This window comes from Pantoea sp. JGM49 (assembly GCF_018257655.1).
In the GTDB taxonomy this organism is placed as follows: domain Bacteria; phylum Pseudomonadota; class Gammaproteobacteria; order Enterobacterales; family Enterobacteriaceae; genus Pantoea; species Pantoea communis.
The window spans coordinates 402,442-428,196 of the sequence record NZ_JAERJM010000003.1; the positions used below are offsets into that span (position 1 = coordinate 402,442).

The 25,755-nt window shown below is 54.1% G+C and carries 23 protein-coding genes; 6 read left to right on the forward strand and 17 right to left on the reverse strand.

The window, feature by feature from the left end:
* Positions 1 to 1,428, reverse strand: coding sequence for a HAMP domain-containing sensor histidine kinase (locus JK231_RS07915; RefSeq protein WP_097118615.1), 1,428 nt, complete (start codon positions 1,426 to 1,428; stop codon positions 1 to 3).
* Positions 1,429 to 2,097: 669 nt separating this feature from the next.
* Entirely contained in the window at positions 2,098 to 5,988 is a 3,891-nt protein-coding gene (gene purL, locus JK231_RS07920) for a phosphoribosylformylglycinamidine synthase (protein ID WP_211728321.1), read from the reverse strand.
* 270 nt (positions 5,989 to 6,258) lie between these two features.
* Here purL and mltF point away from each other — a divergent pair, with 270 nt between their 5' ends.
* Positions 6,259 to 7,716: a membrane-bound lytic murein transglycosylase MltF gene (mltF, locus tag JK231_RS07925; RefSeq protein WP_058959158.1), complete on the forward strand. Its 1,458-nt coding sequence runs from the start codon at positions 6,259 to 6,261 to the stop codon at positions 7,714 to 7,716.
* On the opposite strand, the gene tadA is transcribed toward mltF, so the two are convergent.
* Positions 7,713 to 8,207, reverse strand: a complete 495-nt coding sequence (gene tadA / locus JK231_RS07930) for a tRNA adenosine(34) deaminase TadA (RefSeq protein WP_097118618.1) — start codon at positions 8,205 to 8,207, stop codon at positions 7,713 to 7,715. The two genes, mltF and tadA, sit on opposite strands and share 4 nt — an antisense overlap.
* Before the next feature lie 56 nt (positions 8,208 to 8,263).
* Positions 8,264 to 8,902 carry a phosphatidylglycerophosphatase C gene (yfhb, locus tag JK231_RS07935; protein ID WP_211728322.1) on the reverse strand — a complete coding sequence of 213 codons (639 nt, stop codon included), beginning with the start codon at positions 8,900 to 8,902 and terminating at the stop codon, positions 8,264 to 8,266.
* 204 nt (positions 8,903 to 9,106) lie between these two features.
* Between yfhb and JK231_RS07940 the strand changes: the two genes are divergently transcribed.
* Complete coding sequence (locus tag JK231_RS07940; RefSeq protein WP_034825629.1) at positions 9,107 to 9,946, forward strand: MurR/RpiR family transcriptional regulator; 840 nt, start codon at positions 9,107 to 9,109, stop codon at positions 9,944 to 9,946.
* Positions 9,947 to 10,357: 411 nt separating this feature from the next.
* Positions 10,358 to 10,606, forward strand: a complete 249-nt coding sequence (locus tag JK231_RS07945) for a YfhL family 4Fe-4S dicluster ferredoxin (RefSeq protein ID WP_058959160.1) — start codon at positions 10,358 to 10,360, stop codon at positions 10,604 to 10,606.
* Here the strand turns inward: JK231_RS07945 and acpS are convergent.
* The 11 genes from acpS to rpoE form a co-directional block, all read right to left on the reverse strand.
* Complete coding sequence (acpS, locus tag JK231_RS07950; RefSeq protein ID WP_034825626.1) at positions 10,603 to 10,983, reverse strand: holo-ACP synthase; 381 nt, start codon at positions 10,981 to 10,983, stop codon at positions 10,603 to 10,605. The two genes, JK231_RS07945 and acpS, sit on opposite strands and share 4 nt — an antisense overlap.
* On the reverse strand, positions 10,983 to 11,714 hold the full coding sequence (gene pdxJ / locus JK231_RS07955; RefSeq protein WP_034825624.1) for a pyridoxine 5'-phosphate synthase: 732 nt from the start codon (positions 11,712 to 11,714) through the stop codon (positions 10,983 to 10,985). The genes acpS and pdxJ overlap by 1 nt, the downstream gene beginning before the upstream one ends.
* Before the next feature lie 70 nt (positions 11,715 to 11,784).
* Positions 11,785 to 12,513, reverse strand: coding sequence for a DNA repair protein RecO (recO, locus tag JK231_RS07960; protein WP_097118621.1), 729 nt, complete (start codon positions 12,511 to 12,513; stop codon positions 11,785 to 11,787).
* 3 nt (positions 12,514 to 12,516) lie between these two features.
* A complete protein-coding gene (era, locus tag JK231_RS07965) occupies positions 12,517 to 13,419 on the reverse strand; it encodes a GTPase Era (protein ID WP_034825620.1) in 903 nt (300 codons plus the stop codon).
* Between the two features lie 54 nt (positions 13,420 to 13,473).
* Entirely contained in the window at positions 13,474 to 14,154 is a 681-nt protein-coding gene (rnc, locus tag JK231_RS07970; RefSeq protein WP_034825618.1) for a ribonuclease III, read from the reverse strand.
* A gap of 132 nt (positions 14,155 to 14,286) precedes the next feature.
* On the reverse strand, positions 14,287 to 15,258 hold the full coding sequence (gene lepB, locus JK231_RS07975; protein ID WP_211728323.1) for a signal peptidase I: 972 nt from the start codon (positions 15,256 to 15,258) through the stop codon (positions 14,287 to 14,289).
* A 9-nt stretch (positions 15,259 to 15,267) separates the two neighbouring features.
* A complete protein-coding gene (gene lepA / locus JK231_RS07980) occupies positions 15,268 to 17,067 on the reverse strand; it encodes a translation elongation factor 4 (RefSeq protein WP_034825613.1) in 1,800 nt (599 codons plus the stop codon).
* Positions 17,068 to 17,285: 218 nt separating this feature from the next.
* Positions 17,286 to 17,750 carry a SoxR-reducing system protein RseC gene (gene rseC / locus JK231_RS07985; RefSeq protein WP_058959162.1) on the reverse strand — a complete coding sequence of 155 codons (465 nt, stop codon included), beginning with the start codon at positions 17,748 to 17,750 and terminating at the stop codon, positions 17,286 to 17,288.
* On the reverse strand, positions 17,747 to 18,703 hold the full coding sequence (gene rseB, locus JK231_RS07990; RefSeq protein WP_034825608.1) for a sigma-E factor regulatory protein RseB: 957 nt from the start codon (positions 18,701 to 18,703) through the stop codon (positions 17,747 to 17,749). Before rseB ends, rseC begins: the two co-directional genes overlap by 4 nt.
* On the reverse strand, positions 18,703 to 19,362 hold the full coding sequence (rseA, locus tag JK231_RS07995; protein WP_034825605.1) for an anti-sigma-E factor RseA: 660 nt from the start codon (positions 19,360 to 19,362) through the stop codon (positions 18,703 to 18,705). The genes rseB and rseA overlap by 1 nt, the downstream gene beginning before the upstream one ends.
* A 27-nt stretch (positions 19,363 to 19,389) precedes the next feature.
* Positions 19,390 to 19,968, reverse strand: coding sequence for an RNA polymerase sigma factor RpoE (rpoE, locus tag JK231_RS08000; protein WP_038645348.1), 579 nt, complete (start codon positions 19,966 to 19,968; stop codon positions 19,390 to 19,392).
* Between the two features lie 442 nt (positions 19,969 to 20,410).
* Here rpoE and nadB point away from each other — a divergent pair, with 442 nt between their 5' ends.
* On the forward strand, positions 20,411 to 22,030 hold the full coding sequence (gene nadB / locus JK231_RS08005) for an L-aspartate oxidase (RefSeq protein WP_211728332.1): 1,620 nt from the start codon (positions 20,411 to 20,413) through the stop codon (positions 22,028 to 22,030).
* Here nadB and JK231_RS08010 read toward each other — a convergent pair.
* Positions 22,015 to 22,764 (reverse strand): tRNA1(Val) (adenine(37)-N6)-methyltransferase, encoded by a 750-nt coding sequence (locus JK231_RS08010; protein ID WP_211728324.1) that lies wholly within the window; start codon positions 22,762 to 22,764, stop codon positions 22,015 to 22,017. The two genes, nadB and JK231_RS08010, sit on opposite strands and share 16 nt — an antisense overlap.
* Positions 22,765 to 22,901: 137 nt before the next feature.
* On the opposite strand from JK231_RS08010, the gene srmB reads away from it, so the two are divergent.
* Positions 22,902 to 24,230 (forward strand): ATP-dependent RNA helicase SrmB, encoded by a 1,329-nt coding sequence (srmB, locus tag JK231_RS08015; RefSeq protein WP_034825597.1) that lies wholly within the window; start codon positions 22,902 to 22,904, stop codon positions 24,228 to 24,230.
* 197 nt (positions 24,231 to 24,427) lie between these two features.
* On the opposite strand, the gene grcA is transcribed toward srmB, so the two are convergent.
* Complete coding sequence (gene grcA, locus JK231_RS08020) at positions 24,428 to 24,811, reverse strand: autonomous glycyl radical cofactor GrcA (protein ID WP_038645342.1); 384 nt, start codon at positions 24,809 to 24,811, stop codon at positions 24,428 to 24,430.
* A gap of 264 nt (positions 24,812 to 25,075) precedes the next feature.
* Between grcA and ung the strand changes: the two genes are divergently transcribed.
* A complete protein-coding gene (gene ung, locus JK231_RS08025; RefSeq protein WP_211728325.1) occupies positions 25,076 to 25,753 on the forward strand; it encodes a uracil-DNA glycosylase in 678 nt (225 codons plus the stop codon).
* Positions 25,754 to 25,755: the final 2 nt, after the last annotated feature.

Consider the following 25,755-nt stretch of genomic DNA (forward strand, 5'->3'; position numbering starts at 1 on the left):
TCAGGCATTCCCGGCGCTGGTCGTCAAAATGATTCGAAAACAGACATCCGCATCCTTGCGCGTTACCAATTGCAAATCGCCCTGCATCCTGCGCAGGCAATCTTTCGCGATGCTTAACCCCAGCCCGCTGCCTTTAACTGGCCCTTTGCGCTGCTGGCTGCCCTGAAAAAAGGGCTCAAAAATCATCGCCTGCTCTTCAGCCGGAATCGGTGTGCCGGTGTTCGCCACCTCAATCCACACCTGGTTGCCTTTCTGTTGGCTCTGCAGCCAGATGTTACCGGATTCGCTGCCGTAGTTCACGGCGTTCGAATAGAGGTTATCGATGACCCTTTGCAGCAATGATGCCTCTGCCAGACAGTGCGCCACCTGAAGATCAACATGGGTGGTGATCTGACGTGCACCGGCGGGCAATGAATGGATTTTAACGACCGCATCAACGATGTCATTGATTGCTACCGGCTCCAGCGCCATGGGGCCATCCGCCAGTTTGCGGTTGTAATCCAAAAGTTGTTCGATGAGACGCTGCAAATGGCGGCTGCTGGTATCAAGAATCGCGACCACTTCTTGCTGTTCCGCATTGAGCGGCCCAGCCACCTGATCGGCCAATAATTCCGTGCCTTCACGCAAGCTGGCAAGCGGGGTTTTCAGTTCGTGCGAGAGATGACGCAGAAACTCATGTCGCTGCTCTTCCAGCCAACTTAGGCGCTCGCTCAGCCACACGATGCGCTGACCGAGTGAGCGGATTTCACGCGGACCGCGAAAACTCACGCTGTCACCCAGCGCTTTGCCTTGCCCCAGTCGGTTAATCATCCGTTCAACGCGTTTAACCGGGCCGATGATCATGCCGGTAAACAGCAGCACCAGTGCCAGACTGATCAGAAACAGAATCAGCGCCTGCCAGCCGAAAAACTGGCCGCGATCGGCGATTTCGCGCTGAAGCTGCAAGCCACGCGAAAATACCACTTCACGCGTCGCCTGCACCATTTGCGCATTGGCATCAGAAAAATGTTCGAGGGCCGTTGCGGCTTTTGCCACTGGGTTACCGTTGTCGCACTGCACGCTGGCGAGCTGCGGCAAGGTTTCCTGCAACGCTTTGAAGGAAGGAAGATCCGGCAGGCTATCCGCATGGCTGGTGAGCATCTGACCGTACCGCGTCCACTGCGTCTGATAAAGCTTTTGCAAGGTGGCATCCCCTAACACGCAATATTGACGATAACTGCGCTCCAGCTCGAGCGCCGTGCGCGCCATCGCTTCGCTGCGGCGTACGTCGGTGAAGGTATTGCGATTGGTATCTGCGGCCTGATTACTGAGCGCAGACAAACTTTCCCAGGCTTGCCACGCCAGCACCAGCAATGGCAACAGGACCAGTAAAAAAGCCATCAAGACTAACTGCCGCAGGGATCGGGGAAACAGACGCCATCTCTTCACTACCGCGCATCCTTTAATGTGAGCTGCTGGCATGCTAACTAAGTATCAATAGGGAAGAAAGTACCGAAAGGAAAACGGCAGCCCTTTTGGGCTGCCGTGAGAGCGACGCCGCAGCATCGCTTGCAAAATAGGTGGAGCCTAACTCAACGTTGCGTCCGATGCTTGATAACGTTGCAAAGCAAGCGATTATCGGTTGGGTGGACGGCAGGCTCCGTTTGGTGCGTCATTCGAATTTTATGAGCTCAACCGCAGTGCGGGGCAATCATAGACAGGAGAATGAGCAACGCAGTGAGTATAGCAACTATCGTGCCAGAAATGAAATAGCATTGATTATCAGAGTAATGCGAGGTGTGACGCAGTTTTTTTATGAAAAAGCGGACCGGCTGGTCTGGCGAAAGTGTCGCTGATCAGCAACGAGTTAGAGGATGAAAAATTGATCCAATATAAATCAATAATTTAAATGTCACCATTTAGCGACACATCAATATCGTGTTTGTCGCTAATTTCCGACAATTTTGCGAGCCAGCCAAAGTAGGTCATGGCGTAATGGATTGAGTGAGTGAGTGAGTGAGTGAGTGAGTGAGTGAGTGAGTGAGTGAGTGAGTGAGTCTGGACCAGCTGGCTAAAAGAAAGGCCGCCTTGCGGCGGCCTCTGATGCAGTCGGCTAAATTAGCCCAGCTGCTTGCGTGCGTTGCGGAAGATACGCATCCACGGGCTGTCTTCGCCCCACTCTGCTGGGTGCCAGGAGTTGCTCACGGTGCGGAACACACGCTCTGGGTGCGGCATCATAATGGTGACACGACCGCTTTCGTTGGTGACTGCAGTGATACCGTTCGGCGAGCCGTTCGGGTTGGCAGGGTAATTTTCGGTCACTTTACCGAAGTTGTCCACGAAGCGCAGCGCCACCAGACCTTTGCTTTCCAGCTGAGCCAGATGCGCACCGTCACGCACTTCCACGAAGCCTTCACCGTGCGACACGGCGATTGGCATATGAGAACCGGCCATGCCGTCCAGCAGCAACGATGGGCTCGCAGCCACTTCAACCAGGCTGAAACGGGCTTCAAACCGCTCTGACTGGTTACGTACAAAGCGTGGCCACAGTTCGCTGCCCGGAATCAGCTCACGCAGATTCGACATCATCTGGCAGCCGTTACATACGCCCAGCGCCAGCGTCTGTGGACGGTGGAAGAAGTTTTCGAACTCATCACGCACACGGCCGTTGAACAGAATCGACTTCGCCCAACCTTCACCGGCACCCAATACGTCACCGTAAGAGAAGCCACCGCACGCGACCAGCGCCTGGAACTCTTCCAGACCACGGCGGCCCGCCAGCAGATCGCTCATGTGCACATCGACTGCGGTGAAACCCGCACGGTGGAAGGCAGCGGCCATCTCAACGTGGGAGTTCACGCCCTGCTCACGCAGTACGGCAACACGAGGAAGCGCGCCTGTGGCGATCATCGGCGCAGCAACATCTTCCTCTGGCTTGAAGGTCAGATGAACGTTCAGGCCAGGATCGTTGTCGTCTTTCTTCGCTTCGTGCTCCTGATCGGCACAGGCAGGGTTGTCACGCAGACGCTGCATCTGCCAGGTGGTCTCTGCCCACCAGGTACGCAGCGTGGTACGGCTTTCGCTGTACACCGCGCTGTCGCCAGAGCGGATGACAAAGCGATCGCCCGGCAGCGCCTGACCAATCACATGCACATTGCTGCTCAGACCATGGTCGGCAAACACTTTCTCAACGGCTGCACGATCTGCGGCATTAATCTGGATCACTGCACCCAACTCTTCGGTGAACAGTGCTGCCAGCGCATCGTTACCCAGCGCGGCGATATCGGCTTCGATACCGCAGTGACCGGTGAAAGCCATTTCTGCCAGTGTTACCAGCAGGCCGCCATCAGAACGGTCATGGTAAGCCAGCAGCTTCTGCTCGGCCACCAGCGCCTGAATGGCGTTGAAGAAGCCTGCCAGCTGCGATGCATCACGTACGTCGGCTGGCTTATCGCCTAACTGACGGTAAACCTGTGACAGCGCGGTAGCACCCAGGGTGTTTGCGCCGTTGCCCAAATCAATCAGCAACAGCAGGTTATCCTGGTCAGCTTGCAGTTGAGGCGTTACGGTGCGGCGCACATCTTCTACACGCGCAAAGGCGGTGATCACCAGCGACAGCGGCGAGGTCATCTCACGCTCTTCGGTGCCCTGCTGCCAGCGGGTTTTCATCGACATCGAGTCTTTGCCCACTGGAATCGTGATGCCCAGCGCCGGACAGAGTTCTTCACCAACCGCTTTCACTGCGGCATACAAACCGGCATCTTCGCCTGGGTGACCTGCTGCGGCCATCCAGTTTGCAGAGAGCTTCACGCGCTGCAGGGAACCAATCGAGGTGGCTGCCAGGTTGGTCAGCGCTTCACCGACCGCTAAACGGCCTGAGGCAGCGAAGTCCAGCAAAGCGACTGGAGCACGTTCGCCCAGTGAGAAGGCTTCGCCGTGATAGCTATCCAGGCTGGCGGTGGTCACTGCACAGTTCGCTACCGGGATCTGCCATGGACCGACCATCTGGTCACGCGCCACCATACCGGTTACCGAACGGTCACCGATGGTAATCAGGAAGGTTTTCTCTGCCACAGTTGGCAGATGCAGTACGCGATTAACGGCATCAGCCACGGTAATCCCGTCACGCACCAGCGCATCGCCTTTGGCCTGCTGAGTGGCAACATCACGCGTCATCTTCGGCGTTTTGCCCAACAGCACGTCCAGCGGCATGTCGATAGGGTTGTTATCGAAGTGGCTATCCGCCAGGTTCAGATGCAGCTCTTCGGTGGCTTCACCGATCACCGCATAAGGTGCACGCTCACGCTTACACAGCTCGTCAAACAGCGCCAGCTGAGCCGGTGCCACCGCCAGCACATAACGTTCCTGGGATTCATTACACCACACTTCCAGCGGGCTCATGCCTGGCTCATCGTTGAGGATGTCGCGCAGGTTGAAGTTACCGCCACGGCCACCATCACTCACCAGCTCTGGCATCGCGTTCGACAGACCGCCAGCACCGACGTCGTGGATGAACAGAATTGGGTTGGCTTCGCCCAGCTGCCAGCAACGGTCGATCACTTCCTGGCAGCGACGCTCCATTTCCGGGTTGTCACGCTGGACAGATGCAAAATCCAGATCCGCATCAGACTGCCCAGAGGCCATTGAAGAGGCTGCTCCGCCGCCGAGGCCAATGTTCATCGCGGGCCCGCCGAGCACGATCAGTTTCGCGCCGACGACGATCTCACCCTTCTGCACGTGGTCAGCTCGGATGTTACCAATACCGCCCGCCAGCATGATCGGCTTATGGTAGCCACGCAGTTCTGAGCCATTATGGCTGTTCACGCGCTCTTCATAAGTACGGAAGTATCCGTTCAGTGCAGGACGGCCAAATTCGTTGTTGAACGCTGCGCCGCCCAGTGGGCCTTCAGTCATGATATCCAGCGCGGTAACAATACGCTCCGGCTTACCAAAATCTTCTTCCCACGGCTGTTCAAAACCCGGAATACGCAGGTTGGAAACGGAGAAACCGACCAGGCCCGCTTTCGGCTTCGCGCCACGTCCCGTTGCGCCTTCATCACGGATTTCACCACCGGAACCGGTCGCAGCACCTGGCCACGGGGAAATCGCGGTCGGGTGGTTATGGGTTTCCACCTTCATCAGGATATGCGCCTCTTCCTGATGGAAGGTGTATTCGCCCTTCTGCGCATCGGCGTAGAAGCGGCCCACTTTTGAACCTTCCATCACCGCGGCGTTGTCTTTATAAGCAGACAGAACGTGCTCAGGATTGTGTTCAAAGGTGTTTTTGATCATTTTAAACAGCGACTTAGGCTGTTTTTCACCGTCGATAATCCAGTCGGCGTTGAAGATTTTATGACGGCAGTGCTCTGAGTTTGCCTGAGCAAACATATAGAGCTCGATGTCGTTCGGATTGCGGCCCAGTTTGGTGAAGGCATTCAGCAAATAGTCGATTTCGTCATCGGCCAGTGCCAGGCCCAGCGTGGTGTTGGCCTGTTCCAGTGCAATGCGACCGGCACCCAGCACATCAACGCTTTTCAGCGGCTGTGGTTCATGGTGTGCGAACAACTGCTGCGCATCATTCAGGTCACCGAACACGGTCTCCATCATGCGGTCATGCAGCAGGCTAGCCAACTGTTGCCATTGCGCTTCCGTCAGCTGCGGCGCCTGCACATAGAAAGCCATACCGCGTTCGAGGCGGATAACCTGGGGCAGATCGCAGTTGTGCGCGATATCGGTGGCTTTTGATGACCACGGAGAAATGGTGCCGGGACGCGGCGTCACCAGTAACAGACGCCCTTGTGGCGCGTGCTCGGCGAGAGAAGGACCGTATTTCAGCAGACGTTGCAGGCGGGCATGTTCATCCGCACTGAGCGGTGCACTGACATCGGCAAAATGGACGTACTCGGCGTAAATATCACTCACTGGCAGGTGAGCGTCCTGAAAGCGGGTCAGCAGTTTGTTTACACGAAATGCCGACAGAGCGGGCGAACCACGCAGAATTTCCATCATCAAAGATCTCTCGTCTTCGAAGCGCCGGGCGACGCTTCATTGGGCGCAACAGGGGAAAACGGGCGGTATTATAGAGAAACAGCACGGGTTACGAAACCGTTTGCGCATAAAATCTGGCACTCAGCATTTGGCTGAATTTTGCACAATTCTTGCTATATAAGTTGCCCTGCTGCACTTTGTTGCGCAAAATGCCCCTCGCTCTGGGAGTAAAAACAACACAAATACTGCCTTTAAAAGACAGAGGCCTGTGAGCCATTACGAGACAACTATTTGAAACGCCTGAAAATAAACTATCTGTTTATCGGTCTGATCACCGTGCTGCTTGCGCTGGCACTGTGGCCTTCCATCCCCTGGTACGGGGGCGGAAAAGACGCGTTATCACAGATTAAATCACGTGGAGTGCTGCGCATCAGTACCGTCAACTCCCCGCTGACTTACTACACCATCAATAATGCACCAGCCGGTATGGATTACGAGCTGGCGAAACGCTTCGCCGATTATCTTGGCGTCAAACTTGAGGTTACGGTGCGTCCGAACCTCGGCGATCTGTTTGACGATCTGGATGATGGTAAGGCGGATTTGCTGGCCGCCGGGTTGATCTACAACGGTGAACGCCTTGCCCACTATCAAAGTGGACCGAGCTACTACTCTGTTTCGCAGCAGTTGGTGTACCGCATTGATAAGCCACGGCCGAAGAATCTCGGCGATTTGAAAGGCCGCCTGATTGTGCAGTCCGGTTCGGCATATCTGTCAACTTTACGTTCCGCAAAAGCTGACAGCTATCCCGATCTCGATTGGGCGATTTCTACCGATCAGGGACAGAAAGCGCTACTGGAAGCCGTCGCCGACGGCAAGCTGGATTACACCGTGGGCGATTCGGTCACCATCGGCTTATTGCAGCGCATCCATCCGCAGCTGGCCGTAGCATTCGACATCACCGATGAAGAACCGGTCACCTGGTATCTGCCACGCAGTGATGATGACAGTCTGAATGCGGCAATGCTCGACTTCTACAGCCAGATGGGCGAAGAAGGCACAATGGCGCGCCTCGAAGAGAAGTATCTCGGTCACGTTGGCACTTTTGATTACGTGGATACCCGCACCTTCCTGCGCGCGATTGATAACACGTTGCCGGATATCAAACCGCTGTTTGAGAAATACGCGGCGAGCATGGACTGGCGTCTGCTGGCAGCCATCTCTTATCAGGAGTCGCACTGGAATCCGCAGGCGACCTCACCGACCGGCGTGCGCGGCATGATGATGTTGACGCGTAACACCGCTGACAGCCTCGACGTCAACGATCGCCTTGATCCTGAGCAGAGCATCCGTGGCGGCAGCGAATACCTGCAACGTATGATGGAGAAGGTGCCGGACACCATCCCTGATGATGAGCGCATCTGGTTTGCATTGGCGGCGTATAACATGGGCTATGCGCACATGCTGGATGCCCGCAAGCTGACGGCCAAACAAGGCGGTAATCCTGATAGCTGGGCCGATGTCAAACAGCGTCTGCCGATGCTAAGCCAGAAGCGTTATTACGCGCAAACCTCCTACGGTTACGCGCGCGGCCATGAAGCTTACAACTATGTCGAGAACATCCGTAAGTATCAGATCAGTCTGGTGGGATATCTGCAGGAGCAGGAGAAGCGCATCGCTCAGCAGTCGGCGCTGGAAGCGGAATTGGGCGCCGGTTACCCGGCGGTCGAACCTAAGATTGCGATGAACTAACCTTCGCGCTGCGCCTGGCGCAGCGCTTTCTTTTGCTCACGGCGCATGCGGAAGAAGTCACTCAACATTCCGGCACACTCTTCTGCCAGCACACCGCAATCAATCTGAATCTGATGATTCATACCTGGATGACCAATCACGTCCATGAGCGAGCCCGCTGCGCCCGTTTTCTCATCCTTTGCGCCATATACAAGCCGCGTAATGCGACTGTGCACCATCGCACCGGCGCACATCACGCAGGGTTCCAGCGTCACATACAACGTGGTATCAAGCAGGCGATAGTTTTCGAGGATTTTGCCGCCCTGCCGCAGCGCCATGATTTCGGCATGCGCGGTCGGGTCGCACTGACCAATCGGTCGATTCCAGCCTTCGCCAATCACTTTATCACCCTGCACTAATACCGCGCCCACCGGCACTTCGCCCTGTTCCCACGCGCGACGCGCCAGCTCCAGCGCATGGCGCATCCAATATTCATCTGTTTGTGGGTTCACCGGGCAGCTCCTGCGGATTTAAAGGCGGCGCATTATAGACGGAATCGCCGCATGATTCACTCCAGCTGTTGCAGCTCACCGCGAGGTGTCACCCGCCAGCGATGCTGGCAGAAGAACAGCAGCGGGTTATCCTGTTTACTGTCGCTGTAACCGCTGTAGAGTTGCAATGGTGTACCAATCTTCTCTTCGAGTTGAGCGACCTTCTCATGCCCGAGGCAACGCATGGCCAGCACGCGCCCCCCTAAACCGGGTTGCATCTGACTGGCAATCAGCTGTACGCGCGGCAGAAAGGCCGAATCGAAATAGACCTGCTCCACCAGTGATTGTGGTGAACCAGTGATCAGCCACACATCCGCATCATCGCTGCTGAGATAATCGGTCAGACGTTGTTGCACCACCGGAAAGGCGGTAACACGCTGACGGAACCATGTCGCGAACTCCGCTTCACGCTGACGCAGGCATTGCTCACTGTGGCCGAAGGTAATGGCCCACAGCAGCAAGCTCATCGGCCAGCGTGCGGCGCGTCCTTTAAACAGCATTCCCAGGCCAATTACCGGCAACAGCGGCACCACCAGCAACAGGTTGATCGGCTGGCGTCGCAGCAGATAACGCATAAAGGTGCCAAACATGTCCTGCTGATGCAGCGTGCCATCCAGATCGAAAAACACCACGCGGCGTTGCGTACCCTTTGTCAAACTCCTCTCCTTATCTTTCCTTTCTACGGCTTGCCCTACAGTGTAGCCAGCTTCAACGGCGGGGGCGAAAGCAGTCATTTTTAATTCCAATGGCCACAATGCCAGCTGAATAGTTTATTCTTTGTGTCGGCGTGATGTCATTAAAACCTGATGGTGCGAAAAGAGACTAAGCTCAAGCGGGATTAGATGGATTAAGGATCGAACATGAGTTCATTGCTGCGAATTCGCCAGCTCTACCCTCGACTGGCGCTAAATGAGCGTCGGCTGGCGGATTTTTTGCTGTCGCAGCCGGATCGGGCACGGCATCTGAGTTCACAAAAACTGGCTGAGGAATCGGGCGTCAGCCAGTCGAGCGTGGTGAAGTTTGCCCAAAAATTGGGCTATAAGGGATTCCCTGCGCTGAAACTGGCACTGAGTGAGTCGCTGGCGGATCGCGACGCCATCACCGTGCACAATCATATTCTTAGCGACGATCCCCTCAAAGTGGTCGGCGAAAAATTACTGACTGAGAAGATTTCCGCTATCCGCGCCACGCTGGATATCAACAGCGAAGAGAAATTGCTGCAAACCCTGCAATTGCTGAAAAACGCCAACCGCATTTTGTTAGTGGGCATCGGTGCGTCGGGGTTAGTGGCGAAAGATTTCTCATGGAAGCTGATGAAGATTGGCATCAACGCGGTAGCCGAGCAGGATATGCATGCTTTACTGGCGAGCGTGCAGGCGATGGCACCGGGGGATGTGCTGCTGGCGATTTCCTATACCGGCGAGCGGCGTGAGATTAACCTTGCGGCACAGGAAGCCGCGCAGCTGGGGGTCGACGTGCTGGCGTTTACCGGCTTTACCCCCAACTCGCTGCAACAGTGCGCTTCCATATGCTTGTACACCGTTGCCGAGGAGCAAAGCACGCGCAGTGCCGCAATCTCATCCACCAGTGCACAACTAGCGTTGACTGACCTGCTGTTTATGGCGTTGGTACAAAACGATCCAGAACGCGCTTCAAGCCACATAAGGCACAGTGAAGAACTGGTCAAAAAACTGGTGTGATACAAAAAAAGCCGTCATTCGGCCTTTTTACTTTGCGAAGCAGAATCGTGACGACAGGCCTGGCGGCTCGCATGCTGCAAGTTATGCAGGCACTCATCGCATAAAGCGGCATCATCAGACATCCAGCGAGCCAGCCACCCTCGCGCAACTCCACACTGAATGCATTGCTGCTTTAAAAACATTTCTTTCAACGAGTTAATTTTTATCATGGTGCTTACGACAAACATTTATGCGGATAATTACCGCACAAAATGATAACTCGGAGTATTCCTAATTCCTATCTAACCTTTGATGAATTTTGCTTGAGTGACGCAATCCTCGCTTTGTTTGATCCCGCGCAATAAACCATGCGACCTTATAAGCCGGTTTTATGATAAGGTGCGCGTCTTCTTTCTCAGGCTAACGGCGATCATGGCTTTACTCATTACGGCGAAATGCATCAATTGCGATATGTGCGAACCTGAATGCCCGAACCAGGCCATCAGTTTAGGTGAGGCGATCTATGAGATTGATGTCGACCGCTGCACCGAATGCGTGGGCCATTATGATGTGCCGACCTGCCAAAGCGTCTGCCCGATTGATAACACCATCATTTCTGACCCACAGCACCCGGAAACCCGTGAGGCGCTGTGGGAGAAATTTGTCGTGTTGCACCCTTAGTCTTCGATGATCACCGTTGCGCAGGCGTAGTGGCGCTCATCGGCCAGCGTGACATGCACATGTTTCACGCCCAACTGGCTGGCAATCACTTTTGCCTGTTCGAAAAAGCGTAAGCCCGGTTTGCCAAGCGCGTCGTTGTACACTTCGAATTGATTAAAGGCCAGACCACCGCGAATGCCTGTACCAAAGGCTTTGGCCGCCGCTTCTTTCACCGCAAAACGTTTGGCAAGAAAGCGCACCGGTTGCTGGTGCGCCTGATATTGCTGCCACTCGGCTTCGCTCAAGACGCGACGCGCCAGACGATCGCCGGATCGCTCAATCACACCGGCAATACGTTCGATTTCAACGATGTCGCTGCCGAGTCCGAGAATCGCCATTAACGACGCGCTTCCCGCATCAGCTGCTTCATCTCTGACACCGCATCCGCCAGGCCACTGAACAGCGCACGGCCAATGATGGCGTGACCAATGTTTAGCTCATGCATCTCCGGCAGTTCAGCGATGGGTTGCACGTTGTGATACGTCAGACCGTGACCGGCGTTAACCTTCAAACCGAGGCTGGCTGCAAACGTGGCCGCTTTGCGAATACGCGATAATTCGGCTTCACGCTCCAGCCCTTCCGGTGCTTCCGCATAGGCGCCAGTGTGGATCTCAATGTAAGGCGCGCCGCTGGCAACGGCCGCTTCAATCTGGCGGTGGTCGGCATCGATGAACAGCGACACCAGAATACCCGCTTCGCTCAGCAGGCGAACCGCAGCATTGATTTTGTCCTGCTGACCCGCCACATCTAATCCGCCTTCAGTGGTCACTTCCTGGCGCTTTTCCGGCACCAGACACACGAAGTGCGGCTTGATATCACAGGCAATGTCGATCATCTCATCGGTCACCGCCATCTCCAGATTCATACGTGTCTGGATGGTGTCGCGCAGAATACGCACATCGCGATCGGTGATATGACGACGATCTTCACGCAGGTGCACAGTGATGCCATCTGCGCCCGCCTGTTCAGAAACAAACGCCGCCTGGACTGGATCGGGATAATTCGTGCCACGTGCGTTACGTACGGTGGCGATGTGGTCAATGTTGACCCCTAACAGCAACTCAGCCATGACAATCCTTAAATAGGTTCAGTGTGTTTGCAGTGTACCGTGCTGAGCATATCAGGCGGTACGACCAGCGCTAGTCGTTTGCCACATCGGGCTTCTTTTTGGGCACAAACTGGCGAAACAGTTCCTGGCTCTTCAGCGGTTTACCGCCCAGATAAGGCTTGAGCGCCATACGCGTGAAGCGCTTGGCAGCACGCAGGCTGTCGGCATCGGGAAACTCGCGTTCCCACAGCGCACGCAACTGGCGACCGGTAAAACTGCGTTGGTTCACCACCAGGCTGGCGATAAACCCCTTCTCTTCACGATAACTGTACGTCATGCCGTCATCGATCTCTTCACCACTGCCCGCACAGTGCAGGAAATCCACGCCGTAACCCAGGTGGCCCAGCAGCGCCAGTTCAAAGCGACGCAGCGCCGGTTCAGGCGTGCCACTGCCTGCGGCCAGCATCTGGATGCAATTGAGATAGTCAAAGAAGAGGTCGGAGAAAGGAATTTCCTGCTCAAGCACGCGAGACAGCAGTTCGTTAACGTACAGCCCGCAGTAAAGCGTGATGCCACTGAGCGGTAAGGCCAGCGACACCGCTTCGGCGCTGCGCAGCGTTTTAACTTCGCCACGTCCACCCCAGCGCACCAGCAGCGGCGTGAAGGGTTGGAGTGCACCTTTGAGTTGGGAACGGCGCGAGCGTGCGCCTTTGGCCAGGACGCGGACACGCCCTTCGCTTTCGCTGAACAGATCGAGCAGGAGGCTGGTTTCGCTGTAAGGGCGACTATGCAGCACAAAGGCGCGTTGCCAGCCTTCCATCAATTATTCGTCTGTATAGCCCAGGCTGCGCAGTGCACGTTCGTCATCCGCCCAACCCGATTTCACTTTAACCCACAGTTCGAGATGCACTTTTGCCTCAAACATCTCTTCCATGTCTTTACGCGCTTCAATACCGATGGTTTTAATCTTGGCGCCTTTGTTGCCAATCACCATCTTCTTCTGCCCTTCGCGCTCGACGAGGATCAGACCGTTGATGTCATAGCCACCACGATCGTTAGAGACGAATTGTTCGATTTCCACGGTCACTGAGTAAGGCAGTTCCGCACCGAGGAAGCGCATTAGTTTTTCACGGATGATCTCAGACGCCATAAAGCGCTGTGAACGATCGGTGATGTAATCTTCCGGGAAGTGATGGTCAGATTTCGGCAGGCATTTACGCGCGATAGCGGCAATGGCATCAACGTTCTTACCGCTTTCCGCCGAGATCGGTACAATCTCAAGGAAGTTCATCTGCTGGCTCAGGAACTGCAGGTGTGGCAGCAGAATGGTTTTATCCTGAATGTTATCGACCTTGTTAACCGCCAGCACCACCGGTACTTTGCCGTCGCGCAGCTTGTTCAAGACCATTTCGTCGTCCGGCGTCCAGCGGGTGCCCTCAACAACAAAAATCACCAGCTCCACATCACCAATTGAGCTGCTGGCAGCACGGTTCATCAGGCGGTTAATCGCCCGCTTCTCTTCCATGTGCAGCCCGGGAGTATCCACGTAAATCGCCTGATAAGCGCCTTCAGTGTGAATACCCATGATGCGGTGACGCGTGGTTTGCGGTTTACGCGAGGTGATCGACACTTTCTGCCCCAGTAATTGGTTCAGTAAGGTGGATTTGCCAACGTTAGGTCGGCCAACAATCGCGATAAAGCCGCTGTGTGTTTCGATTTCGCTCATTCGAGTCCTGACTTGAGCAGCGTCGCTGTCGACGCTGCGATATGACTATGTATTTTATTCGAGACCAAGCTTAATTAATGCCTGTTCAGCGGCAGCTTGCTCTGCTTTACGGCGGCTGGAACCTACACCCACCACCGGTTCTGCCATGCCACTCACCTGACAGTGAATGGTGAATTCCTGATCGTGGGCTTCGCCACGCACCTGCACCACCAGATAAGAAGGCAGCGGCAGGTGACGCCCTTGCAGAAACTCCTGCAGACGCGTTTTTGGATCTTTTTGCTTATCACCCGGGCTGATTTCATCAAGGCGATTTTGGTACCAATCGAGAATCAGTTTCTCAACGGTTTGAATGTTGCTGTCGAGGAAGATACCGCCAATCAGCGCTTCAACCGTATCAGCAAGAATCGATTCGCGACGGAAACCGCCACTCTTCAACTCGCCCGGTCCAAGACGTAAACATTCGCCAAGTTCAAACTCACGCGCCATCTCTGCCAGGGTATTGCCCCGCACCAGCGTAGCGCGCATGCGGCTCATGTCACCTTCATCCACACGTGGGAAGCGGTGATAAAGCGCATTGGCAATCACATAGCTGAGAATGGAATCGCCAAGAAACTCAAGACGTTCATTGTGCTTACTGCTGGCACTGCGGTGAGTCAATGCTTGCTGCAGTAGTTCCGGATGAGTAAAAGTGTAGCCCAGTTTGCGCTGCAGCTTGTTAATAAGGATGGGGTTCATGCGATTCCAGTTATTCTGTGCGTCTGTAACTCTGCATACGAAACAGGGCTGAGCTTCCAACACGTTCTGTTTCGTTTGCAGTGGCCCCCCGAAAGAGGCCAACCGTGTTGCCCACCGCAGTGGGCATAATGCTTAGTGGATTCCGCCGATGCGACTTAAGCGCACGCCCGTTGGCCACTGTCCTTCTTGTTTCTCAAAGCTCATCCAGATAGCCACCGCTTTACCGACCAGATTCTTCTCAGGCACAAAGCCCCAGTAGCGGCTGTCGGCGCTGTTATCGCGGTTATCACCCATCATGAAATATTGCCCTTCCGGCACGATCCACGTGGATTGCGGCTGACCCGGCTGCTGATAATACATGCTTGCCTGGCTCTGCGCTTCGTTTACTAACAGGATATCGTGCGTCACCGTGCCCAAAGTCTCTTTACGTGTTCCCAGACGCAGGCCGCCCTTCATGATTTCGCCCTGTGGTGCTTCAAAGAAGCCGTTGCCGGTTTCATTGCCATCAAAGCCGCTGAAGGTTTGAATGAAGCGGCTTGGCTCCACGTTGGTATAGGTGATCGGCAACGCGGTATCGCATTTGCCCGTGCCACAACCCGGGTTAACCGTCAGCGTTTTACTGTAAGGATCAAACACCACTTTGTCGCCCGGCAGACCGATCACACGTTTAATGTAATCGACGCTCGGATCTTTCGGGTATTTAAACACCGCCACATCACCACGCTGCGGATGACCCGTTGGGATCAGCGTGGTTTGAGTAATCGGATCTTTGATTCCGTAAGCAAACTTCTCCACCAGAATAAAATCACCAATCAGCAACGTCGGCATCATGGAACCTGATGGGATCTGGAACGGCTCAAAAATAAATGAGCGAACGATCAGTACCACTGCCAGCACCGGGAACACCGATGCCGCCGTTTCTACCCAGCCTGGCTGAGCCGCCACTTTGGCCAGCGTTTTGCCGTCCAATGTGTTGCCCGCCTGCGCTTGTGCAGCTGCCTGCTTAGCACGACGCGCCGGAGCCCACTTAAAGCGATCGATACACCAGATAACACCCGTTATAAGCGTGGCGATCACCAGAATCAGGGCGAACATATTAGCCATTAAAGTTCCTTATTTGCTGTCTTTACCGACATGCAGAATGGCAAGGAATGCTTCCTGCGGCAGCTCAACGTTGCCGACCTGCTTCATTCGCTTCTTACCGTCTTTCTGCTTCTGCAACAGTTTCTTCTTACGGCTCACGTCACCGCCATAGCATTTCGCCAGGACGTTTTTACGCAGCTGCTTGACCGTTGAGCGAGCGATAATGTGGTTGCCGATTGCCGCCTGAATCGCAATATCGAACTGCTGACGTGGGATCAGATCTTTCATCTTCTCCACGAGGTCGCGGCCACGATACTGAGAGTTATCACGGTGGGTAATCAGCGCCAGCGCATCAACACGTTCTGAGTTAATCATCACGTCGACACGCACCATGTCAGAGGCCTGGAAACGTTTAAAGTTATAGTCCAGCGATGCATAGCCGCGAGACGTTGATTTCAGACGGTCGAAGAAGTCGAGTACCACCTCTGCCATCGGGATTTCATAGGTCAGCGCAACCTGTTTACCGTGGTAAACCATGTTGGTCTGCACACCGCGTTTCTCAATACACAGGGTGATGACGTTGCCGAGGAATTCCTGCGGCAGCAGCATATGACACTCGGCGATCGGTTCGCGCAGTTCTTCAATATTGTTCAGCGGTGGCAGCTTCGAAGGGCTGTCAACATAGACTGTCTGGCCGTCGGTGGTGATGACTTCATAAACTACCGTTGGCGCTGTAGTAATCAGGTCGAGATCGTATTCACGCTCCAGACGTTCCTGAATGATCTCCATGTGCAGCAGACCGAGGAAGCCGATGCGGAAGCCGAAGCCCAGCGCCGTTGAGCTTTCTGGCTCATAGAACAGTGAGGCATCGTTGAGGCTCAGTTTGCCCAGCGCATCACGGAACGCTTCATAGTCATCAGAGCTGATCGGGAACAGGCCAGCATATACCTGTGGCTTCACTTTCTTAAAGCCTGGCAGGACATGTTCAGCAGGATTGCGTTGCAGCGTCAGGGTGTCACCGACTGGCGCGCCCATGATGTCTTTGATAGCGCAAACCAACCAGCCTACTTCACCGCAGTTCAGTTCATTACGGTCAACCTGTTTCGGTGTAAAGATGCCTAAGCGATCAGCGTTATAGGTCTGACCGGTGCTCATCACCTTCACTTTGTCGCCTTTACGCAGCGTACCGTTCTTGATACGAATCAGTGACACAACGCCCAGGTAGTTATCGAACCATGAGTCGATGATCAGCGCCTGCAGTGGGCCTTCCGGATCACCTTCCGGTGGTGGGATATCACGCACCAGACGCTCAAGCACATCCGGAACGCCAACGCCGGTTTTCGCCGAGCAGCGCACGGCATCAGCCGCATCAATACCGACGATATCTTCAATCTCTTCCGCCACGCGCTCAGGATCGGCCGCAGGCAAGTCGATTTTGTTCAGAACCGGTACCACTTCCAGATCCATTTCCATTGCGGTGTAGCAGTTCGCCAGCGTCTGTGCTTCAACGCCCTGACCTGCATCGACCACCAGCAAAGCCCCTTCACAAGCCGCTAAAGAGCGGGAAACTTCATAGGAGAAGTCAACGTGGCCGGGAGTATCGATAAAATTGAGCTGGTAAGTTTCACCGTTCAGCGCTTTGTAATCGAGCGTGACGCTTTGCGCTTTGATGGTAATGCCGCGCTCGCGCTCCAGATCCATAGAATCCAGAACCTGCGCCGCCATCTCACGATCGCTGAGGCCACCACAAATCTGAATCAAGCGGTCAGAGAGCGTTGATTTGCCGTGGTCGATGTGTGCGATGATGGAGAAATTTCGTATGTGCTTCATTTATATGAATATCTTCACGTAAAAAATCAGTGGAAAACTTGAGCACAGACACATTCAGGAAAGTGAGCTTTACCCGGAATCCTGTCAGCCTCATTAATGACGACGCATATTACACTGTTAACGCCGCGCGTTAAAGAATGGAACTGTGGGGAATCGCAACAGATTTCAGCGGGTAAGCCTAAATGAAAAAGCCGCGCATTGCGCGGCCCTGGCAGGGATCAACCTTCATTTTCTACGCGCATGGCATCGGGCGGTAACGCAACGCTGAGGATGATCGGCTGAAAGGCTTCCCGATGACCGAACACGCTGGAAACCCCTTTAGCCACAATAAAGCCACCGATGCCGCCTAACAGTGCACCGCAGGCCGCCGCCAGATCGCTGTGGAACAGCATCTGAAACAGACCTGCGACTAAAAACAGGCCAAACAGCGGCGTCATGTAAACCAGCAGCGCTGAACCCAGCAGACTGCTTTCACGGATACCCAATTCAATGCGCTGTCCGGGCTGTAAAGGCTCCGGGCTGGCAATGGTCATGACATGAGCATTTTTCGGCCCAAGTTGATTGAGCGCGTGGCTGCCGCAGCCTTTGCGGGCTGAACAGCTGTTACAGGAGGTTTTCGCTTCCGAGTGCAGCGTGGCAATGCCTTTTTCCCACGCCACCACGGTGGCCCATTCTCTCATCATTTTTGTGCACCTGAATCTATGCTGTCCGCGATACGTTTGGCCGTTGCAGGCGGTAATTCGCCCACCACGGTGATTTCACGATTATCGCGCACTTCTGTCTGCACCGTACGACGCCCAGTGCGCAATGACTGCGGCACACTGCTTTTATCGGCAGGCGTAATGTTGATAGCAAAGCTAAATAAGCCATCGCTGTACAGACGAGATTCTACGGTTTTATTCATGGCTGGCATATCGCGGCGACTCTGCGAAATCAGTGTCATACCCGCTGGCAACCAGCCTGGCTGCCAGCTGAGCTGCACTTTATCGCCCGCCGGTAATGACAGCGTTGGCGGCAGATTGGCTTTTTCCAGCCCCTGCATCAGATTACGCACGCCTTCATCCACCGCAAAGCTGATGACACGGAACTGCTCCAGCGTTTCACCATCACGATCCAGCAAATCAATGCGTAGCGGCAATTTAGTATCAACATCCAGCCACACGACATAGCTGTAGCGCGTGCCATCACGCGACACGATGCGTACCACTTCGCACATTTGATCGGCCATACGTGAACGTCCTACCGGAATAAAATCGTAGGCATCACCAAGGCGGGAGAAATCAGCAAACATCAATGCAGGCAGCGCATCAATAATGTGATTGCCCGGTAGTGAGAAAGGATCAAGTCCAGGCTCGAAGTAGCTGATGTCATTGCCACGTTGAATCACTTCACGACGCGGCCCATCCATCTGCAACAGTTGGGCAAAGATACGATTATCGATAACTGCATGACGATAGCGCAGAGATTCAATGCCAAGACGAGAGACATTGATGTAGGCGAATTCGTAGTTGAGGTTCTGGCTTGCCTGCTCCATCTGCTGTAACAACGCCCCGGAAGCAGATGTCTGCGCCGGGGCGGTGGAGGACCAAAGCAGGCTGCCTGCCAGCAGGCTAACGGCACACCAAAGTTGCTTCATTACTGCTGTTGAGTTCCTAACGACTGATTTCCGGGAACATTAGCTTGCGCCTGCTGAGGATCATTCTTTTCATCGAACTGGACCTGATCAGCATGCAGACGGCGTTGCAGTTCATAGTCCTGCAGCATGGCATTCACGCGACGACGCTGTTCCTGTACCTGCTGGTTAGAGCTATTGGTGTCAAACGCGTCAGAAGGGACGCCAAGACTGACAGGAGAAGCTTTACCCATCATCGGCAGCGTATTAAACGCTGGAGAATCTGAGGTTTCCGTTGCACTGCTGCCAGGCTGAGTATTGTAGTGCTGAACACCCACAATCACGGCCAGCGAGACACAGGCAGCCACACCAATCTGCGCCAGTTGTGCAGTCCAGGTGCCGCCACGACGCCAGAACGGCATTTTCTCCCAGCGTGATGGCTCAGGCTGCGCTTCAGGAATCAGCGGAGTCACTTTACGCAATGGCTCATTTTCAATGGCCGCTGCAACGCGTGCGGAGATATCAAAATGCAGCACTTCACCGACATCACCTCGCAAGGTGTCGCGGATTAGATGGTAGCTCTCCCAGCTTTTTTGAAGATCTGCATCTTTCGACAACGACGCCAGCAGCTCGTTATCGAGAGTTTCACCATCCATTAAAGCGGAAAGTTTTTCTTTCTGCATGCTTTGGTACCCTTCCAGTAGCCGTTATCACTGACGTTGGATAAGCGGTTGAACTTTATTATCAATGGCCTCTCGGGCACGGAAGATACGCGAACGAACCGTACCCACCGGGCAATCCATGATGGCGGCAATCTCTTCGTAACTTAAACCATCCAACTCCCTGAGAGTGATGGCCATACGCAGATCTTCGGGAAGCGCCTCAATGGTCCGAAAAACAATTTGTTTCAGTTCCTCTGACAACATTAAGTTCTCAGGGTTCGAAATTTCTTTTAATGCTCCCGCACTTTCGAAATTTTCTGCATCGATAGCATCCACATCGCTGGATGGCGGACGACGCCCCTGAGCCACTAAATAGTTTTTTGCTGTATTCACCGCAATGCGGTACAGCCATGTATAAAAGGCGCTATCGCCACGGAAAGATTCCAGTGCGCGATACGCTTTAATAAAGGATTCCTGAACCACATCAGGCACATCGCCTGAAGGGACATAACGTGAAACCAGGCTCGCCACTTTATGCTGGTATCGAATCACCAGTAAATTAAATGACTTTTGATCTCCCTTCTGAACCCGCTCAACGAGAACCTGATCCGTTAACTGCTCGCTCATCCGAGGTAATGTCTCCCCAAATCTCTTTTTATGCGTAAGTGAACTGCCAGCACATCTCATTGTTCTGAGCAAGCATGCGCTTAGAGTCATATGTTGGCCTGAAGTTCACCACGACCAGATATTTTCCGTATCGGAACCACGACATCATTGTTGTTGATTGTCTTTCAGTGTAGCGACTGGCTACGCCGTTGGCGTCATTTGCGGCACCGATAATCGCTGGGAGAGTACCCTATGACGCCCTAATTTTCACCTCTATTACCTGAATTTTCAGAGTGTTTGGTATAAAAAACACGATGTGCTTATTTTTGGACATAACTTACTGATATCGCGTGATTATGTCGCCGCTCTGGATAATTTTACCGCGTAATTTGTTCAAAATACTTCACAGGACTGGCTTCCAGGCTTATGCTCGGGAAACCTTTTGTTTAGTAAATTAAACACCATGACATCGAATCCTGATTACCAATGTGATGTGTTAATTGTGGGTAGCGGTGCTGCAGGCCTCTCTCTGGCGCTGCGACTGGCACCCTATTACCAGGTGACCGTGTTAAGCAAAGCACTGGTGAACGAAGGTTCGACGCTGTATGCCCAGGGCGGTATCGCCGCGGTGTTTGATGAAACAGACAGCATTGAATCTCACGTCGAAGACACATTAATTGCCGGTGCAGGCTTATGTGAGCGCGAAACCGTTAGCTTTATCGCCAGCAATGCGCGCCATTGCGTGCAATGGTTGATTGATAACGGCGTGGCCTTCGACAAGGAACCACAAGGTGACGGCGAAGCGCGTTACCATCTGACGCGCGAAGGTGGTCACAGCCATCGTCGAATCCTGCACAGCGCCGATGCCACTGGCCGCGCGGTGGAAACCACGCTGGTGAGCCAGGCGCTAAGCCATCCCAACATCCGTATTATTGAACGCACTAACGCCGTTGATTTAATTCTTTCCGACAAACTGGGGCTGCCGGGCAAGCGTCGGGTGGTGGGCGCGTGGATCTGGAACCGCAATCGCGAACAGGTGGAAACCTGTCGTGCTCGTGCGGTGGTACTGGCCACTGGCGGTGCAGCAAAAGTGTATCAGTACACCACCAACCCGGATGTGGCCTCTGGCGATGGTATTGCGATGGCATGGCGTGCTGGCTGCCGTGTCGCCAATCTGGAATTCAATCAGTTCCACCCCACCTGTTTGTTCCATCCTCAGGCACAGAACTTTTTGCTCACGGAAGCACTGCGCGGCGAAGGCGCATGGCTGTTGCGCCCGGATGGTACCCGTTTTATGCCTGATTTTGACGAGCGCGCTGAACTGGCCCCGCGCGATATCGTGGCGCGCGCTATCGATCATGAAATGAAGCGTTTGGGTGTCGATTGCATGTATCTGGATATCAGCCATCAGCCAGAGAGTTTTGTCCGCGCGCACTTCCCGATGATCTACGAGAAATTGCTGACCTTCGGACTGGACCTGACAAAACAGCCCATTCCCATCGTTCCTGCCGCCCACTACACCTGCGGCGGCGTGATGGTGGATCAGCAGGGCCGCACCGATGTTGATGGGCTATATGCCATTGGCGAGGTGAGCTATACCGGCCTGCACGGTGCCAATCGCATGGCATCGAATTCTTTGCTGGAGTGTCTGGTGTATGGCTGGTCTGCGGCAGAAGACATGATTCGCCGCTTGCCGGATGTTGCCGCCGTCGAGCAACTGCCAGCCTGGGATGAAAGCCGGGTCGATGACGCGGACGAACGCGTGGTGATTCAGCACAACTGGCATGAACTGCGCCTGTTCATGTGGGATTACATGGGAATTGTGCGCACCACCAAAAGGCTTGAGCGCGCACTGCGCAGAATTAATTTACTACAGCAGGAGATCGATGAGTATTACGCGCATTTCCGCCTCTCCAATAACCTGCTGGAGTTACGCAATCTGGTGCAGGTGGCGGAGTTGATGGTGCGCTGTGCGCTGGAACGCAAAGAGAGTCGCGGCCTGCACTGTACGCCTGATTATCCCGATCAACTCCCGGAAGCTTTACCGACTCAACTCCAGCCAGAGCATTATCGGAACAGATAGAAATCACTGACCAGACTCAGCCAGTCAGCCGAGTAGCTCTTATCTTCATCACGAATGGCGAGACGTTCCAGCAACGTTTCACCTGCCGTGGGCGAGAAACCTAACACCAGACGATTCGGCGGACGATGCGCGTAAGCCGCCACGTCGTAGCGATATCGCAAATGCCAGCCATCAGCCAGCGCCAGCGGGATGAGATTTTCTCCCGCATCCTCAGGCAGCACCACGCAAAAAATCCCCTCTTCTTCGATTAGCTGAGCGGCACAGCGCAATAGCGTGGGATGATCCAGGGTGGTGGTACTGCGCGCGCTATCACGCTCTGCGCTGGCTGACGCCGTTCCCGGCGCAAAAAAAGGTGGGTTGCTGACGATCAGGGAGTAGCGCTTTTCCGATTGCTCGCTCCAGCTGACGATATCCTGTTGATGCACAGTGATACGATCGGCCCACGGAGAAGCCTGAACGTTTTCCTCAGCCTGGCTAGCCGCACTGGCTTCCAGCTCGACGGCATCCAGCATCACCTGTTGTGGCGTACGCTGTGCCAGCATCAGCGCAATCAATCCGCTGCCGCAGCCAATATCCAGAATTCGTCGCGCGCCTGCCACTGGCGCCCAGGCACCCAGTAACACGCCATCGGTGCCGACTTTCATCGCACAGCGATCATGCGCCACGAAAAATTGCTTAAAGGTAAAACCATCTTTTCTTAACATTGCCCGCGTCTGCGGCTGGTCCTGAGACATACTTCACTACCGTTGAATTATCTACTGCGGGGAGTGTAACGTGGTCGCGAGGGGAATTCACCTTCACCTGCTGCACACAAACAGATGAAGATTATGTCTGTTCTGTCTATAATCAGCGCCCCAAACTGAGGTAGACCATGACCGTAACCACATTCTCCGAACTCGAACTCGACGAAAGCCTGCTGCAAGCGCTGCAGGAAAAAGGCTTCACGCGCCCCACTGCCATTCAGGCTGAGACCATTCCTGCCGCGCTGGAAGGCCGTGACGTTCTGGGTTCGGCGCCAACCGGAACGGGGAAAACCGCTGCTTTTCTGCTGCCCGCTTTACAGCATCTGCTCGACTTCCCACGCAAAAAATCGGGCCCGCCACGTATTTTGATCCTCACGCCAACCCGCGAACTGGCGATGCAGGTTGCCGATCACGCACGTGAGTTGGCTAAACACACGCACCTGGATATCGCTACCATCACCGGTGGTGTGGCTTATATGAACCACGCCGAAGTGTTCAGCGAAAACCAGGACATCGTGGTGGCCACCACCGGTCGCCTGCTGCAGTACATCAAAGAAGAAAACTTTGACTGCCGCGCCGTAGAAACGCTGATTCTGGATGAAGCCGACCGCATGGTCGACATGGGCTTCGCGCAGGATATTGAAACCATCGCTGCGGAAACCCGCTGGCGCAAACAGACGCTGCTGTTCTCCGCCACGCTGGAAGGCGAGAACATCAAAGATTTTGCCGAGCGTCTGCTCAACGATCCGGTATCAATTGAAGCGGATCCCAGCAAAAGCGAACGTAAAAAGATTCAACAGTGGTTTTACCGTGCTGACAACCTTGAGCACAAAACCAAGCTGTTGGTGCACCTGTTAAAACAGCCTGAAGCCAAGCGCGTGGTGGTGTTTGTGCGTAAGCGTGAGCGCCTGCATGAACTGGTGACCTGGCTACACGAAGCCGGTATTCGTACCAGCTATCTTGAAGGTGAGATGGTGCAGGTAAACCGCAATGAAGCGATTAAGCGTATCAACGAAAATCGCGTCAATGTGATGATTGCGACAGATGTTGCGGCACGCGGAATCGACATTGATGACGTCACTCACGTCATCAACTATGACCTGCCACTAACTGCCGATATCTACTTACACCGTATTGGTCGTACTGCACGTGCTGGCCGTAAAGGCACGGCGATTTCGTTGGTTGAGGCACATGATCATGTGTTGCTGGGTAAAATTACCCGTTATATCAACGAGCCGATCAAAGCGCGCATCATCGAAGAGTTGCGTCCGGAATCACGTGCGCCAAGTGCTAAAGTGACAGGAAAACCGTCGAAAAAAGCCCTTGCGAAGCGTAAAGAGCGCAAAGAGAAAGAAGCTGAAAAACCGCGTGTTAAACAACGTCATCGTGACACCAAAAATGTCGGTAAACGTCGTAAGGCAAGCGGCAGCAGCACACCTGAGAGCGGTGCAGAATAAATCAGCACTCACTCAATAAAGCGCCTCTGATGAGGCGTTTTTTTTATCTTTAGCCTGCCAAAATAGCGCTTCGGTTATATTTTTGCTGTGAATCCCCTTTCCGGCATTCCCTTTTAGGATCGATAAAGACAAAAAAGCCGCACCAAAGAGTATCGGCGCGGCCTGTATTGCTGTGTGACTTTTCGTCAGCCGATCAATTACAGACTTTCAGTGAAAGTACGGGTAATCACATCGCGCTGCTGTTCAGGGGTAAGCGCATTAAAGCGCACCGCATAACCAGACACACGAATGGTCAGCTGCGGATATTTTTCCGGATGCTTAACCGCATCTTCTAAGGTTTCGCGGCGCAGCACGTTGACGTTCAGGTGCTGGCCCCCTTCAATACGCACCTCGGGTTTCTGCTCCAGCGGGATTTCACGGTAAGCAATGTCGCCCAGATCGCTGATCGCAACGATCTGATCTTCCGTGAAATCGCCTTTTGCGCACAGGCAACGGGCTTCCGCTTTCTCGTCATCCAGCAACCAGAATGAGTTCAGCAGTTGTGGGTTATTGGCCTGAGTAATTTGAATACCGGTAATCATAGTGACCTCCAGGGCTTTAATGCGCGATGTTTCCTATCACGCGGTGTATCCATTGATCTGACACATTGATATACCACCGGGGATTTGCCGCCGTTTTGACCTTTATCAATTATGCTGGCAAGCGAAATGCGCTTCATCGCTAACAAATTGATTTACAACCATTACGCATAAAAACTTTTTCTGTATTTTTTCAAATTATTTTTGTCCTTCTGCTGCCGTGTCCGACACGTTAAGCTAGGCGCAAAATTTTGCAGGGAGTTAACGATGGCTGAGAAGCTGACCTGGCACGACGTGCTGGCTGAAGAGAAAGAAAAACCTTACTTCGTCGAAACCTTAAAAGCGGTAGCTAACGAACGTGCCGCAGGTGTGACCGTATATCCGCCGCAAAAAGACGTGTTCAATGCCTTCCGTCTGACGGAACTGGGCGACATTAAGGTGGTGATTCTGGGCCAGGATCCCTATCACGGCCCGAATCAGGCGCACGGTCTGGCGTTCTCCGTGCTTCCCGGCGTGCCCACGCCTCCTTCACTGCTGAATATGTACAAAGAATTGGAGCAGGATATTGCGGGCTTTACGCGCCCACAGCACGGCTTCCTCGAAAGCTGGGCCACACAAGGTGTGATGCTGCTGAACACGGTGCTCACGGTAGAAGCCAGTAAAGCGCATTCCCACGCGCGATTCGGCTGGGAAACCTTTACGGACAATGTGATAAGCGCGATCAATCAACATCGTGAAGGCGTGATTTTCCTGCTGTGGGGTTCGCATGCGCAGAAGAAAGGCAGCATTATCGATACGCATCGTCACCATGTTTTGAAAGCGCCGCACCCTTCCCCGCTTTCCGCCCATCGCGGCTTTTTTGGCAGTAAGCACTTCTCGCAGGCGAACGCGCTGTTAATCCAGTCGGGCCAGACGCCCATCGACTGGATGCCTGTCCTGCCTTAGAA